The sequence below is a fragment of the Mycoavidus sp. HKI genome (assembly GCF_020023735.2).
GTDB lineage: Bacteria > Pseudomonadota > Gammaproteobacteria > Burkholderiales > Burkholderiaceae > Mycoavidus.
Genome location: NZ_CP076444.2, coordinates 1,134,493 through 1,151,878, shown reverse-complemented (window position 1 = coordinate 1,151,878; position 17,386 = coordinate 1,134,493). Strand labels below are relative to the sequence as shown.

At 51.1% G+C, this 17,386-nt stretch carries 2 protein-coding genes and 1 pseudogene; 2 read left to right on the top strand and 1 reads right to left on the bottom strand.

Going from position 1 to position 17,386, the window contains the following annotated elements; translation table 11 throughout:
* The first annotated feature begins 144 nt into the window (after window positions 1-144).
* The gene (locus KMZ15_RS04535; protein WP_223691059.1) at window positions 145-1,143 is read left to right on the top strand and encodes an AMP-binding protein; all 999 of its coding nucleotides are present in this window, start codon (window positions 145-147) and stop codon (window positions 1,141-1,143) included.
* Here KMZ15_RS04535 and KMZ15_RS04530 read toward each other — a convergent pair.
* Window positions 1,104-2,429 (bottom strand): IS4 family transposase, encoded by a 1,326-nt coding sequence (locus tag KMZ15_RS04530; protein ID WP_223691058.1) that lies wholly within the window; start codon window positions 2,427-2,429, stop codon window positions 1,104-1,106. The genes KMZ15_RS04535 and KMZ15_RS04530 overlap by 40 nt on opposite strands.
* Before the next feature lie 71 nt (window positions 2,430-2,500).
* Here KMZ15_RS04530 and KMZ15_RS04525 point away from each other — a divergent pair.
* Window positions 2,501-17,374: pseudogene (locus KMZ15_RS04525) on the top strand (amino acid adenylation domain-containing protein); the annotation flags it as partial.
* Window positions 17,375-17,386: the final 12 nt, after the last annotated feature.

Sequence of the window (17,386 nt, the reverse complement as noted above, 5' to 3'; positions counted from 1 at the left end):
CTTCTCTCCCAAGCGCCAAGTCTGGGGATCGTGGAGTGCTTACGTGCTTGGTACAGCTCGCCCTCATATGGGGAGAATGATCGGCGGCGGACCGTTCTTACTGCATTTGCTATTTATTTAGTACGTCTAACAGGACAGACTCGATTGCAGATTGGTTATCCGCTCTCCAATAAACAAACTACCGCTACCTCTTCGTCGATACGTGCATCGATGGTCCCGATGGAACTCAACGTTGAATGGGATATGTCTTTTTCAGGTGTGCTGGAGCAAGTCAAAGGAGAACTGCAACAACTCGCCGAATACAGAGTTTTTGCGCAGGATTTGGCGAGTCATGATCCAGTGCTGCGGGAAATACCTGAGCTCCAAGTAACAAAGCCATGGCGCATTGGCATATCGATAGTGGACGATGCGACGGATGAGCAAACGATTGGCGCATTTTTAACGCTCCAGATTGATGCGCGTGGGCGGTTCAGGTGGTTGTACGACAGACAGTGCTTGGATGCGGAAGTGGTTGATCGGATGAGTGCGCATTTACGGGAGGTTGTCCAGGCAGCTGAAAGCGATCATCAAAAGCCTGTGAAGCAACTTAATTTGCTGCCGAAGGCTGAAAAAGAGTTGCTGCTAAAGACATTGAACGCGACTAAGGTGCCGTATCCGGACAAGATATGCATTCATCAGCTGTTTGAAAAACAGGTGAAACGCATGCCAGATGCGATTGCGCTTGTGTATGAAGATCAAGAACTTAGTTATGCGGAACTGAATGTGCGAGCGAATCGTCTTGCGCATCGCCTGATAGAGTTGGGGGTTGGACCGGATAAGCGCGTTGCAATTTGTGTAAAGCGCAGTCCGGCGATGGTAGTGGGACTGCTGGCGATTTTAAAAGCGGGGGGCGCTTATGTGCCACTGGATCCGGCGTATCCAAGTGAGCGCCTGACCCATATTTTTGCCGATGCCGTGCCGACGATTCTGCTAGCTGATATGGCGGGGCGCACGGCATTAGGCAAGGCAATCTCATCCTCAATAATGGTGCTTGATCCGAATGAGCTGCCGGAGTCAGCTATCATCAACCCTAAGGTCTCTAAACTCATATCCTTATACACAACTCAAAATATCTGGTTTTGGCGCGCCCAGCGTAGACCCTGAGCAAAGGCAGTAACCTGCTGTAATCCTTGCCAGATGGTTTTTACGCCGGGCTCGCCATCCCCTTTTCGGCCTAAGAATCCACCCAACATCGCAATAAGCCGCACTACTTCATTGAGTCGAGGCGTCTTTTTTGGCACAGGTTTTTTCATGAGAAGATACGCGGCTTGCCATTCCTCTGGCTCAAACAGCAGTTCTGCTTCCAGATCAGGGCAAGTACGGCCTAGTCTCATCAAGCGAGCGATTCGCCAAGCCACCACCATATAGACCGCCAGCGCCCTCTCTAACTTTTCGATAGCCCCTAGTTGCAGCGCCTCGACGCGACAGCCGTTTTTGAGAACGTGGAAGAACATCTCAATCTCCCAGCGAGCCCGATACCAGTCAATCAACTCCACTGCTGCGTCGAAATCAAGTACCACGCGATTAGTGAGCAAGCGCCACTCCACAGGCTTACAGCCAGACGGTACCTCCACTTCTTGGGCTATTACGCAGGTCACTTCTAACGGGGAGCCCTTTCTATCATCAAGGACAACGCGTTTCATTCTGACTTGCTGACGTACCGCTCGAGCCTTTTGGCCATGCCGTGAGGGCATCATAAAATGCAATTCGCCTACCGCTGCCTGCGCACCGACTGCCTCCCACAGGCGAGCACCATCTGGTAGCACCCGGTTGTGACACGAGCGAATTAACCAATCCACCGGATTCCCCAGTTCGGAGGCTTTGCATATCAGTTCTAGCATGTCGGATTCACGGTCTGCCATATACACCAAACGTGTCTCGGGTAACTCGGCTGAGAGTTCTGCCAGTCGGCTATACCCTTCGATCCAGCGTATACTTTCCTTGATCCCAGACCGATTCTCTACGTCTTCTTTGGATGCACGTGCCCACATCCACGCATCTAATACGCCTAACGGTTCACGCTCCAACGATACCGCATACGTCGGGTGCAGGTACATACCTCGTTGCGCTTCGTAACACAGGGGACCCAAGCCTTCTATCGATTGTCCGTTGAAGTTCAGTTCCGTGGTGTCTTGGATGCACAAAACGGTACGCTGCTCTTGTAAGCGCGCACGCGAACAGGACCAGTGCGGCTCTAAAATAGACTCCCAACCTATATCCTCTTGAGATAAAAATCGATACGCCCCCTGGGTTTCCGCCCACCCTTTACATGCCCCAGGCAGACTCGCCGTCGGCTTTTCCCCAAGACGCTCTGCAAGCAACATCAGCCTCTTGTTTAACCGCTTGTCACCTAAATCTACTGTCTTAAATTCTTTCGCTGCCCAGCTCATCTCTGCCTGTCATCTCTTTCTTTTAAAGGTTTATTGTACTTGGCTGTTTATAGTTGTGTGTAAGGACATGCTCTAAACTCCGTTCAGATCACCTGGCCTATATTATCTACACTTCTGGCTCTACCGGCATGCCCAAGGGCGTGATGATGGAGCATCGCGCCATCGTCAATCTCGTTGAGTCGCCAGTCGCTTGTTTTGGAGCCCACTCATCGAGTCGGATCTTGCAAGTCGCTTCGCTTAATTTTGATGTAAGTATTTGGGAAATACTCATCGCCTTAAATTGCGGTGCAAGTTTATATTTACCGCCTGATATTGTTCGCTATGATCGAAATGAGCTGTGGAGTTACTTGGCAAGGCATGCGATTACGCATGCTATCTTACCGCCAGCACTACTGCAAAATGGTGAAAACCTACCCAATCTAGACATACCTCTTACCTTTGTTTTAACAGGTGAAGCATCCTGTGCAACGTTACTCCAAAACTTAACGCACCACGGGGTCGTTTTTAATGCTTATGGGCCGACAGAAACTCATGCGGTAACCGTTTGGCCTACTGAATTGCATCGTCTTAGTAGTGGAACAGTCTCTATTGGTCGACCCATAGCCAATACCAGACTTTATCTGTTAGATGCGCATGGTCAACCTGTACCATTGGGCGCGTTTGGTGAACTGTACATTGGTGGAGCTGGTGTTGCGCGTGGTTATTTGAACCGTTCAGAATTGACCACTGAGCGTTTCCTCCCTGATCCATTCAGCGAGCAAGGAAGTGCGCGCATGTACAAAACGGGCGACCTGGCACGTTACCTGCCTGATGGCAACCTAGAGTTTTTAGGTCGAAATGATCATCAGATCAAGATCCGTGGGTTTAGGGTGGAGCCTGGTGAAATTGAGGCGCGCTTGATCGAACATCCGCGAGTGCGCGAAGCAGCGGTACTTGCGCTAGGTGAAGGAAATAACAAGCGCCTGGTTGCTTATGTGGTAGCTGAAGCTGATGAGCAATTGGCCTCTACGCTACACACGCACCTTGCGGCTAAACTACCTGACTTTATGATACCGGCTGCCTTTGTGCGGCTAGACGCATTGCCGTTGACCTCGAATCGTAAACTGGATCGGCGCGCGTTGCCAGCACCGTCTGACGAAGCTTTTGCTCGTCAGACATATGAAGCTCCTCAAGGCGAAATCGAAAAATTATTAGCTGCGATTTGGGCTGAGCTGCTCAATGTTAAACAAATTAGTCGCTACGACAGTTTCTTCGCACTGGGTGGACACTCGCTGCTCGCGATACAGATGATTGAGCGCTTGCATCACCATGGTCTTACCGTCTCTATACGCGCACTATTCGATGTACCCACCCTTAGCATCCTTGCTCAATCGATAGGCCAACGTCGTACAGTGGCTGCCCCACCCAATCTGATTACGGTCGATACCACTACCTTAACGCCAGCGATGTTGCCGCTGATTGATCTCAGTCAAGCTGACATCGATCGGATCGTTGAGCAGACACCCGGTGGCGTGGCGAATATTCAAGATATTTATGCGCCATCGCCTTTGCAAGATGGTATTTTGTTCCATCACTTGCTGGCAACGAAAGGGGATCCTTATCTGCTAATTGCACAGATAGCGTTTGACAACCGAGCCTTGCTCGATCGTTATCTGGATGCACTCCAACAGGTGGTGAATCGCCATGACATTCTGCGCACGGCGTTTATCTGGGAAGGGCTGTCCACGTCTGCGCAGGTGGTCTGGCGTCATGCGCCGCTGCTAATCAAAGAGCTTTCTTTAGATTCGGCTACTGGATCTATTTCCGAGCAACTCCTGCACCACTTTAATCCTCGTCAGTATCGGATTGACCTGATGCAAGCGCCATTATTGCGTTTGGCGATTGCACAAGATGAAAATGGACGCTGGCTGCTTGTTAAATTAATACATCATCTAATTGGCGACCAGGTAACCGTTGAATTGATGGATAGCGAAGTACAGGCTTTGATGAAAGGCCAAAGTAACACGTTACTCCCACCACAACCTTTCCGCAATTTGGTGGCACAGGCTCGCTCAGGAGTCAGCCAAGAGGCGTACGAGGGCTTCTTTAGAGAGATGCTCGCAGAGGTGGATGAACCTACGCTGCCCTTTGGCTTAACTGAAATCCATCGAGATGGTGCTCAAGTGGCTGAGTCACACCGGATGTTGTCCCAGGAGCTAAATGATCGTCTGCGCGCTCAGGCAAGGCGACTTGGCGTAAGCTTGGCTAGTCTATGTCATTTGGCGTGGGCGCAGGTCTTGGCACGTACCAGCTCTCAGCGGCGGGTTGTGTTTGGCACGGTACTATTGGGGCGAATGCAAGGAGGTGAAGGAGCAGACCGTGCAATGGGCCTATTCATCAATACCTTGCCTTTATGCGTTCATCTGAATGATATGGGGGTTGAAGATAGTGTACGCCATACCCATACGCGACTGGCTTCGCTGCTGGAATATGAACATGCATCGTTGGCACTAGTACAGCGCTGCAGTAATGTACCAGCTGGCACACCTCTGTTTAGTGCGTTATTGAACTACCGGCACAATACCGCGCTATTGAATGATGGCTTAACCGAGCCTGGCATCGAATTTTTAGGTGCACAAGAGCGCACCAATTATCCGTTCACCTTGTCGGTGGAGGATGGTGGCCATACCTTGGGTTTAACGGCGCAGGTTGTAGAGCCGTACGATCCGGTACGGATATGCGGCTATATGCAGCAGACGCTGCAAAGCTTAGTGAAGGCACTGGAGCGTACACCAGACATGCCGGTTTATCAGCTTGAGGTGTTGCCGAGAACTGAGCGAGAATTGCTACTGAATACCTGGAATGCGACAAAGCAGGATTATCCAACCCATCAGTGTGTTCACCAGTTATTTGAAGCACAGGTTGAACGTGCGCCAAAGGCGGTTGCGCTTGTTTACGAGGATCAGGTATTCAGTTATGCCGAACTCAACGTGCGCGCGAATCGTCTTGCGCATCGACTGATTGAGTTGGGTGTTGGACCGGATAAGCGTGTAGCGATCTGTGTGAAACGCAGTCCTGCAATGATGGTGGGACTGCTAGCGATTTTAAAAGCGGGCGGTGTTTATGTACCGCTTGATCCAGCCTATTCGAGTGAGCGCCTTTCCTACATCCTTACTGACGCAGCGCCGACAATGCTGCTAGCTGATGCGGCTGGGCGCGCTGCATTAGGTGAAGCAACCTTATCCTCAATAACCGCACTCGATCCTAATGAATTGCCGACATTGGCTATTACCAATCCACATATTCCTGAACTGAGTTCAAATCGTCTGGCTTATGTGATCTACACCTCCGGCTCCACCGGTACGCCTAAAGGGGTAATGGTAGAACATCGAAGTATTGTCAATCTTGCTCGGGCGCAACAGGCTTATTTTGAGATAGGTTCATCCAGTCGGGTCTTGCAATTTATCTCCTTTGGTTTTGATGCCAGTATTGGCGAAATCTTTACAGCATTAGGGAGCGGCGCAAGCTTATATTTGCCACTCGATGGTGTCCGTCGTGACCGAAATGAATTGTGGGATTATTTTGCAAAACATGCGATCACTCATGCTGCATTCCCCCCTGCGCTGCTTCAGGGGGACGAGGATTTCCCCAATCTGAAGACACCTCTGACGTTGATTTTGGGGGGTGAAAAACCCAGTCCAGCATTGCTTAAAGCCTTGTCCAGCCAAGGTGTTATTTTTAATGCTTATGGTCCAACAGAAGCAACAGTGTGCACGACTGCGTGGTGTTGCCCATCTGATTTTAATAAAGAGGTTGTCGTCCCTATTGGGCGACCACTCGCGAACACCCAGCTCTATGTGCTTGATGCAAATGGTCAGCTGGCGCCAATGGGGGCCGTGGGAGAGCTGTACATAGGCGGAGCTGGCGTGGCGCGTGGTTATCTGAACCGTCCTGAATTAACCGCTGAGTGCTTTTTGCCTGATCCGTTCAGAGAAGATGAAGATGCGCGGATGTACAAAACAGGTGATCTAGTGTGCTACTTGCCCGATGGAAATCTGGAGTATTTAGGCCGCAATGACAATCAGATCAAGATCCGCGGATTCCGAGTTGAGCCAGGCGAGATCGAGGCGTGCCTGATCGAACATCCGCAGGTGCGTGAAGCCGTAGTGCTTGCGCTGGGTGAAGAAAGCGATAAGCGCCTAATTGCGTATGTGGTCGCTGAAGCTGATGAGCAACTGGCCTTTACCTTGCGCGCGAACCTTGCGACTAGGCTACCTGAATATATGCTGCCCGCTGCTTTTGTGCGGCTGGATGCGTTGCCGCTGACCACGAATGGTAAGCTGGATCGACGTGCATTACCCGCCCCATCTGATGAGGCCGTTGCTCGCCAGGCATATGAAGCGCCGCAGGGAGAGGTCGAAAAAGCGCTCGCGGCCATCTGGACTGAGTTGCTTAAGGTCGAACGAATCAGTCGCTATGATAGTTTCTTCGCACTGGGAGGGCATTCCCTGCTTGCTGTGCAGATGATCGGACGTTTGCGTCGCTTAGGTCTGACTGTTTCCGTGCGAGTGCTATTCGATAAACCTACGCTCAAAGCGTTGGCGCAATCGCTAGGCCAGCATCGAGAAGTGGACATCCCCCCCAATCTGATTACGATCGATACCACTACCTTAACGCCAGCTATGTTGCCGCTGATTGATCTCAGCCAAGCTGACATCGATCGGATCGTTGAGCAGACGCCCGGTGGTGTGGCGAATATTCAAGACATTTATGCGCTATCGCCTTTGCAGGACGGTATTTTGTTCCATCATTTGCTGGCAACGAAAGGGGATCCTTATCTGCTAATTGCGCAGATGTCGTTTGACAACCGAGCCTTGCTCGATCGTTATCTGGAGGCGCTCCAGCAGGTGGTGAATCGTCATCACATACTGCGCACGGCGTTTATCTGGGAAGGGCTGTCCACGCCTGCACAGGTGGTCTGGCGTCATGCGCCGCTGTCAATCGAAGAGCTTTCTTTGGATCCAGCCGCTGGACCCATTAACGAGCAACTCCTGCACCGCTTTGATCCTAGTCAGCATCGTATTGATTTGACACAAGCGCCGTTGTTGCACTTTGCGATTGCGCAAGATGGGAATGGTCACTGGCAACTGGTTGAATTACTTCATCATCTGATCGGCGATCACTCGACGTTGGAAGTGCTACAGAGTGAGATACAGGCGTTCCTTGATGACCAAGGTGATATGTTGGCCCCGCCACAGCCTTTTCGCAATCTCATCGCACAGGCTCGCTTAGGAGTAAGCCAAGAGGCGTACGAGCGCTTCTTTAGGGAGATGCTCGCAGAGGTGGATGAACCTACGCTGCCCTTTGGGTTGGCTGAAGTCCATCGAGATGGCGCTCAAGTGACTGAGTCACACCGGATGTTGCCACAGGATTTAAATGATCGTCTCCGCGCTCAGGCAAGGCGACTCGGCGTAAGCTTGGCCAGTCTATGCCATCTGGCGTGGGCACAGGTCCTGGCACGTACCAGCGGTCAGCAGCGGGTTGTGTTTGGCACGGTACTATTGGGGCGAATGCAAGGAGGCGAAGGAGCAGACCGTGCGATGGGCCTATTCATCAATACGTTGCCATTATGCGTTAATCTGAATGACATGGGGGTTGAAGATAGCGTACGCAATACCCATGCGCGACTGGCTTCGCTGCTGGAATATGAACACGCGTCGTTGGCATTAGCACAGCGCTGCAGTAATGTACCAGCTGGCACCCCTCTGTTTAGTGCGTTATTGAACTACCGGCACAATACCGCGCCATTAAATGATGGCTTAACCGAGCCTGGCATCGAATTTTTAGGTGCACAAGAGCGCACCAATTATCCGTTCACCTTGTCGGTGGAGGATGGTGGCCATACCTTGGGTTTAACGGCTCAGGTTGTAGAGCCGTACGATCCGGTACGGATATGCGGCTATATGCAGCAGACGCTGCAAAGCTTAGTGGAGGCGCTGGAGCGTACACCAGACATGCCGGTTTATCAGCTTGAGGCGTTGCCGAGAACTGAGCGAGAATTATTACTGAATACCTGGAACGCGACCCAGCAGGATTATCCGAGCCATCTGGGTGTTCACCAGTTATTTGAAGCACAGGTTGAACGTGCGCCAGAGGCGATTGCGCTTGTTTACGAGGACCAGGTGCTTAGTTATGCCGAGCTGAATGCGCAAGCGAATCAACTTGCGCATCGGCTGATTGAGTTGGGTGTTGGACCGGATAAGCGTGTAGCGATCTGTGTGGAGCGCAGTCCTGCAATGATGGTGGGACTGCTGGCGATTTTAAAAACGGGTGGTGCCTATGTACCGCTTGATCCGGTGTATCCGAGCGAGCGTCTAACCCACATCCTTATCGATGCAGCGCCGACAATGCTGCTAGCTGATGCCACTGGCCGCACGGTATTAGGTGAGGCAGCCTGCGCTTCATTGACTGTGCTTGACCCGAATCAACTACCGGAATCAGCCATTACTAATCCAAAGATTGCTGAATTTCATTCGGATCATATAGCTTATGTCATTTACACTTCCGGCTCTACCGGCACCCCCAAAGGGGTAATGGTGGCACATCAAAGCGTTGTTAACCTAGCTCAGGCTCAACAAGCTTATCTGGTGCCTAATTCATCTAGTAGAGTTCTTCAGTTTACTTCTATCAGCTTCGATGTCAGTGTGCCAGAAATTATGGCCCTCAATCAGGGTGCCAGCTTATATCTACCCTCTGATAACATACGGCGTGATCGAGATAGTTTGTGGAATTATGTAGAAAAATATGCGATCACTCACGCTATCTTGCCACCCGCACTGCTTCAGGATGGCAAAGGTTTACCCAGTCTAAATAAACCTCTTACGCTGATCCTCACGGGTGAAGCGCCTAGTGCATTATTACTTCATAACTTGGCCCAACAAATTACCGTATTCAATGCTTACGGGCCAACAGAAATAACCGTTTGGGCTTCTATTTGGCATCGTCCGCATGATTTTAGTAGTAAAGCGGCCCCTATTGGTCGGCCGATTGCCAATACCAGATTTTATCTACTCGATGAACATGGTCAGCCGGTGCCAATCGGCGCAGTGGGTGAGCTGTATATAGGCGGAGCTGGCGTTGCGCATGGTTATCTTAATCGTCCTGAACTCACCGCTGAGCGCTTCCTACCCGATCCGTTTAACGAGGATAAAGGCGCTCGCATGTACAAGACGGGTGATCTAGCCCGTTACTTGCCTGATGGCAATCTAGAGTTTTTAGGTCGTAACGATCATCAGATCAAGATCCGTGGATTTAGGATTGAACCAGGTGAGATCGAGGCACACCTGATCGAGCATCCGCAGGTGCGAGAAGCCATAGTGCTTGCGCTGGGTGAAGGTGGGGATAAACGTCTGGTCGCGTATGTGGTGGCTGAGGCTAATGAACAGATCGCCGCTACATTACGTGCGTATCTGACGGGAAGGCTGCCTGACTATATGATGCCAGCGGCCTTTGTGTGCGTGGATGCGCTGCCGCTGACCCCAAATGGTAAGCTGGATCGACGTGCGTTGCCTGCCCCATCTGATGAGGCGGTTGCTCGTGAGGTATACGAAGCGCCACAGGGGAAGATCGAAACTATGCTAGCAGCTATCTGGTCCGAATTACTTAAGGTAGAGCAGATCAGCCGTCATGATAGTTTCTTCGCACTAGGCGGTCACTCGCTGCTTGCGGTGCGTTTAATGAACCGGATTACGGTGTTGGGCGTCGAGTTACCGTTGGCGACGCTGTTTGCTTTACCCACCCTTTCAGCATTTGCAGCAGCGGTGAACGAACGTTTGACTCAAGCAAACACTTTTTCTCCCACTATCGCTTCGGTGTCTCGCGAGGGTGCTTTACCTCTATCATTTGCCCAGCAACGGCTATGGTTCTTGGCCCAGCTCGAGGGCGTCAACGAGACGTATCACATTCCTTTAGCTATCCGCTTGCTTGGCGTTTTGGATAGAGGCGCGTGGCAGCGAGCATTGGATACGGTATTTGCACGCCACGAAGCACTGCGCTCGGTATTCGTGATGGTGGAAGGCCAACCTCAGGTTCAGCTACTTGCCACCAAGTCGGGCCTGCCGATGCGTTACCATGACTTGCGCCAATATCCAAACGCTACTGAACAAGTGGAGCACTTAGGTATTGAAGAGGCCCGCGCACCTTTCGACTTAGCCCAAGGCCCGCTGATTCGAGCGTGTTTGATCCAACTCACTGACGAGGAGCATGTGTTTTTGCTCACTCAACACCATATTGTTTCAGATGGTTGGTCTTTAAACTTGCTGCAGCGAGAATTGGAAGCCCTCTATGCTGCCTATCGTGCGGGAGGCGTTAGTCCGCTCCCGCCGATGGATATTCAATACCCAGATTACGCAGCTTGGCAACGACAGTGGCTTTCGGATGACCGACTCAAAACGCAAAGTGAGTACTGGCGCGCCACCTTAGACGATGCACCGGTACTGTTGAATCTTCCTACCGATCGGCCGCGTCCTGCACAGCAATCTTTTTCTGGGAATCGTGTGCCGATTCAATTAGATGCGCAAATGACAAGCGCGCTTAAACAACTCAGCCAAAAACATGGTGTAACCCTGTTTATGAGTTTGCTAGCTGGCTGGGGTGCTGTCCTGTCACGCCTCTCCGGCCAAGACGATATTGTTATTGGCACCCCCAGCGCCAATCGCAACCATCCTGAGATTGAGCCTTTGATCGGTTGTTTCGTGAATACCTTGGCGTTGCGTCTTGATCTGTCTGGTGAACCGAATACCGTTGAACTGTTTGAGCGCCTCCGACACAGTACATTGGCCGCCCAAGCGCATCAAGACTTACCTTTTGAACAGGTGATAGAGATTGTTCAACCACCACGCAGGCTGGACCATACGCCATTATTTCAAGTGATGTTCGCCTGGCAGAATAACGAAGAGAGTAAGTGGCATTTGCCTGGTCTGAAAGTGACACCCGTTGACTCGAATTACGACGCCGTCAAGTTTGATCTTGAATTGGAATTACGAGAGGTGGGTGATGAGATCATTGGTGAGTTGGGTTATGCGACGGCCTTGTTCGATTGGCAGACAATAGATCGGCACGTGGGTTATCTCTATGCGATATTACGAGCGATGGTGAGCGATGCAAAGCAAAGCCTTGCTCAGGTGAATATTCTGGCACCTGCTGAACGTAAACTCTTACTTGAAACCTGGAGCGCCACGCAGCGGGATTATCCGACTCATCAGTGTATTCACCAGTTGTTTGAAACACAGGTGGAACGTACGCCAGAGGCGACTGCGATCGTGTATGAAAATCAAGAGCTCAGTTATGCCGAGCTGAATGCGCGAGCGAATCGACTTGCGCATAGGCTGATTGAGTTAGGGGTTGGACCGGATAGGCGCGTTGCGATTTGTATGGAACGTAGTTCAGCGTGGGTAGTGGGGCTGCTGGCGATTTTAAAAGCGGGCGGTGCCTATGTGCCACTTGATCCGGCGTATCCAAGTGAGCGTCTGACGCAGATCCTTGCAGATGCCGCGCCGACCATTCTGCTAGCTGATGCCACTGGACGTAGCGTGCTAGGTGAGGCTGTGCTTGCGTTACGTACCGTGCTCGACCCCAATTCCCCACCAACGCTGGCGGATACGAATCCGTCCGTGTCTAGTTTGGCTCCCCACCACCTGGCCTATGTGGTTTATACCTCCGGTTCCACTGGTACTCCCAAAGGGGTTATGGTGGAACATAGGGGCGTTGTGAATCTCGCTCATGTGCAAATGACGAATTTTGGCGTTGATGTTTCCAGTCGGATTTTGCAGTTTGTCTCTCCCGGTTTCGATGCGAGCATGTGGGAAATCACCATGGCCTTAGGTTGTGGGGCCTCCTTATATCTGCCACCTGCTGCGGTTCGCCTTGATCGGCATAGACTGTGGGATTACCTGGAGCGCCATGCGATCACTCACGCGACGATACCACCAGCGCTACTTCAAGACGGCAAAGACTTACCTAATCTGAGCACACCTGTGACGTTGTTCTTGATCGGTGAGGCGCTTAATGCAACATTATTGCGATCTGTGCGCCATCACGGCCTTGTTTTTAATGGCTATGGTCCAACAGAAGCCACGATTGGTGCCACAGTATGGCCTTCCCCATCTGACTTTAACAGTGAAATCGTTCCCATCGACCGATGGCGAACATCCGCCTCTACCTATTGGATGCCCATCATCAACCTGTGCCAGTGGGTACTATAGGAGAGTTATACATTGGTGGGGTTGCGGTGGCACGCGGTTATTTAAATCGTCCCGAACTGACGGCTGAGCGTTTCCTACAAGACCCGTTTAGCACAGAGGAAGATGCGCGGATGTATAAGACGGGCGATCGCGCGCGCTATTTGCCTGATGGCAATCTGGAATTTATTGGGCGTAATGATTACCAAATTAAGATGCGGGGCCTACGGATCGAGCCGGGCGAGATTGAGGCGCGCCTTGTCGAGCATTCCAAGGTGCGTGAAGCAGCAGTGCTCGCTGTGGGAGAGGGAAGTCATAAGCGCCTAATTGCGTATGTGGTGGCTGAAACTGATGAGCAACTAGCTGCCACGTTGCATACGCACCTGATGGAGAAGCTGCCTGAGTATATGGTGCCTGCTGCCTTCGTGCGACTGGATGCATTGCCGTTGACATCGAATGGCAAGTTGGATCGACGTGCGTTGCCGACACCGGATGGTGAGGCCTTTGCTCGTCAGGGCACCGCAAGGAGAAATTGAAACGGCGTTGGCTAACATCTGGTCTAAGTTACTTAAGGTCGAACGAATTAGCCGTCATGATAGTTTCTTCGTGTTGGGTGGACACTCGCTACTCGCCGTACAGATGATCGAGAGTTTGCGTCGCTTAGGACTTGCCGTTTCCGTGCGAGCACTATTTGATAAGCCAACATTAAAGGCATTGGCGCAATCGTTAGGTCAGCACCAAGAAATCGTCATCCCACCGAATTTGATCACGACCAATACCATTGCTTTGACACCAGCAATGCTGCCACTCATCGATCTTAGCCAAGCTGAAATTGATCAGATTATTGAACAGACGCCTGGTGGAGTCGCGAATATTCAGGACATTTATGCGTTATCGCCATTGCAAGACGGTATTTTGTTCCATCACGTATTGGCGACAGAAGGCGATCCTTATTTATTGATAGCGCAGATGATTTTTGCGAATCGAGAATCATTGAATCGCTATTTATATGCAGTCCAGCAGGTCATTAATCGACATGACATTTTGCGTACGGCCTTTGTTTGGGACAAGTTGTCTACCCCCGCCCAAGTGGTTTGGCGTCATGCCCCACTCTCCATTACTGAGCTTTCATTGGATATAGCCGATGGGCCGATTGCCGAGCAACTTAGTCAACGCTTTGATCCACGTCATCATCGTCTTAATCTGACACAAGCACCGTTGTTTCAATTCATCATTGCGCAGGATAGCGATGGACGTTGGCAAATGGTGCAGTTGCTGCACCATTTAACTGGCGATCATTCAACGCTAGAGGAAATGCAGCGTGAAATTCAAGCATTCCTCGAGGGGCAGGGCGACACGTTGTCCGTACCACAGCCTTTCCGTAATTTAGTTGCCCAGGCTCGTTTAGGGGTAAGCCAGGAGGCACATGATCGTTTCTTCAAGGAGATGCTGGCAGAGGTGGATGAGCCTATGCTGCCTTTTGGATTATCAGAGGTCTATCGTGATGGCACCCAAGTAACCGAGTCGCAACGGATGCTGCCGCAGGAGCTAAATGATCGCCTGCGTGCTCAGGCTAGGCGGTTAAATGTAAGTTTAGCCAGTCTATGTCATTTGGCTTGGGCACAGGTTCTGGCACGCACCAGTGGTCAACAGCGGGTGGTATTTGGCACGGTGTTGTTCGGGCGCATGCAGGCAGGAGAAGGGGTCGACCGTGCACTGGGGCTGTTCATCAATACATTGCCATTCCGCATCGATGTAGACCGTTGCAGTGTTCAGGAGGGTGTGCGTGACACCCAAACACGATTGGCTGCCTTGTTGGAACATGAGCACGCATCTCTCGCGCTAGCCCAACGTTGCAGTGGGGTGCCAGCTGGTACCCCACTGTTTAGCGCATTACTGAACTATCGGCATCAGAGAATGCAAAATGAAGGGCAAATCAGTGTCGACGCTGAATTGCTAGGAACAGAGGAGCGTGATAACTATCCGATCGGGCTATCCATAGAAGACTTTGGGCAAGCGTTAGGGTTAACGGCTAGCATCGCACAGCCATTTGATGCAAAACGAGTCTGTGGTTATATGCATCAGGCAATGCAAAGTTTGGCCGACGCACTAGAACATACGCCAGACAAGCCGGTTTACCAGTTGGAAGTGTTGCCACCCTCCGAGCAAGAATTGTTACTGAATACATGGAATACGACGGCAATACCTTATCCCGAGCACCAATGTCTTCATTGGCTATTTGAGGAGCAAGTTGAGCGGACGCCGGACGCTGTTGCATTAGTACGAGATAACCAGATTGTCAGCTATGCAGAACTCAACGCGCAAGCGAATCGCCTTGCCCGCTACCTGAGAGACTTAGGGGTGCAGCCCGATAGCCGCGTAGCATTACTTGCACAGTCCAGCATAGAGGCTGTAATAGCTATGTTGGCGGTGATCAAGGCAGGTGGGGCCTACGTGCCGTTAGATCCAGACTATCCGCCCGAACGTTTAGTGGATATGGTGACAGACTGTGCGCCGGTGGCTTTACTGAGTATTGGTGTGCCGCATGCCGCCGTTGTGCAATGCTTAGGCGCTGAGGTTCCGGTCTTAGACTTACAAGCTGATGCAACGCAATGGGAACGTTATAGTAGCCTCAATCCTGATCCATATAAATTTGGACTAAATGCAGAGCATTTAGCCTATGTGATTTATACCTCGGGTTCTACAGGTCGACCGAAAGGCGTGATGGTTGAGCACCGAAACGTAGTCAATGATGTGACCGCGGCAGCTAAATTACTGGACTTTAGTTCGCAGGATCGCATGCTGCAATTTGCTTCCCTCTCTTTTGATGTCTCTGTCGAAGAAATTTTTCTTACTTTGACTCGTGGTGCAACCCTTGTGTTGCGTACCGATGCCTGGGTGGCAGGAGCCACGCAATTCTGGGCTTTGTGCGAAGCTAACCAAATTAGCGTGGTTGATTTACCAACCCCATTTTGGGCGCAACTGGTTCAAGAGCAGGTAGCTATCCCGGGGTGCGTGCGTACGATTTATGCTGGCGGAGATGCCTTCAGCGCGGCAGCAGCTCATCAGGCGTGGTTTACTGGGACAGGCCATCGTCCACGCTTATTGAATGGCTATGGCCTCACCGAAACTTCGATTACTAATACGGCTCATGACGTAACCGCTGACGATAGTCACTGGCGCACGATTGGTCGTCCACTTGCCAATACACGACTATATATTTTGGATTCATTGATGCAGCCCGTTCCACTTGGGATGGTAGGAGAGTTGTATATCGGTGGGGCTGGCGTCGCGCGTGGTTATTTGAATCGTCCTGAATTGACAAAAGAGCGCTTCTTGCTTGATCCATTCAGTGATCAAGTCAACGCTCGGATGTATAAGACGGGCGATTTGGTCCGCTATCTACCCAACGGTAATCTGGAGTTCCTAGGCCGTAACGATCATCAAGTCAAGATCCGCGGCTTTCGTATTGAGCTGAGTGAAATCGAAGCGCGCCTGACTGAACATTCGCAGGTAAGTGAAGCAGTGGTACTTGCCCTGGGTGAAGGAAGTGATAAACGCCTAGTTGCATATATGGTGGCTGAGGCTGATGAGCCGCTTGCTATTACATTACGCACCCACCTAGCTGCTAAGCTGCCTGAATATATGATGCCCAGTGCTTTTATACGCTTAGATGCGTTGCCGCTAACACCAAATGGTAAGCTAGATCGAAGAGCATTGCCGGTGCCGTCTGACGAAGACTTTGCACGCCAGATATACGAAGCACCACAGGGGGAGATTGAAATAGCGCTGGCAAAAATCTGGAGTGAATTGTTGGGCCTTACACAAGTTAGCCGTCACGACAACTTCTTTGCGCTTGGCGGACACTCGCTTCTTGCTGTGAGGATGATGAGCCGTGTTAATTCGATGTTAGGCATCGAGATAACATTACGTACATTATTTGAGGCTCCAACCGTAGCCGACTTGGCGCAGCGTTTAATGCAGCCAAATAGCGCTCAGGAAGATTCATTTGATGTTTTGCTTCCCATTCAGCCATCAGGCACACGACCGCCTCTTTTTTGCATCCACCCCGTTCTCGGTATCAGTTGGAGTTATATCGGTCTGTCTCAACATTTAGGTAAAGACCAACCGATCTATGGTCTACAGGCACGCGGTATGAATGGCTCGGCACCACTGCCACCAAGCATTGATGCGATGGCGGCAGATTATATCGAGCAGATTCGTCGCGTGCAGCCTGATGGGCCTTACAACCTACTCGGATGGTCCTTGGGCGGCAATATTGCGTACAGCATGGCAACTCAACTTGAGCAACAGGGTGAGAAAGTCGCACTGCTTGCTTTAATGGATAGCTATCCAGACCTCTCCCGCTTAAGTGATGTAGTCGATCAGGATGATGATTTCATCACTATTCTTAATCGCTACAGCGTTGAAGGAATGGCTGATGCAGGGAAATATTTATGGGAAAAAGCTGGAGATGTCATCAGAAACAACGAGCGCATTTCAGAAGACTTTGCACCACTTATTTACCGTGGCGACGTACTCTTTTTCTGTGCCACAGTAGTAGAAGATCGATTCGCCAACTCCCCTGATCGGTGGAAGCCTTATGTGCTTGGAGATATTGAAACTCATGATATCCATTGCGAACATAAGTACATGGATCAGTCGGAGCCGATGGCCAAAATTGGCCGAGTGTTGGCTAATAGGTTGGAAAAATTACAAAAAGGTTAGTCGCCATGGCTG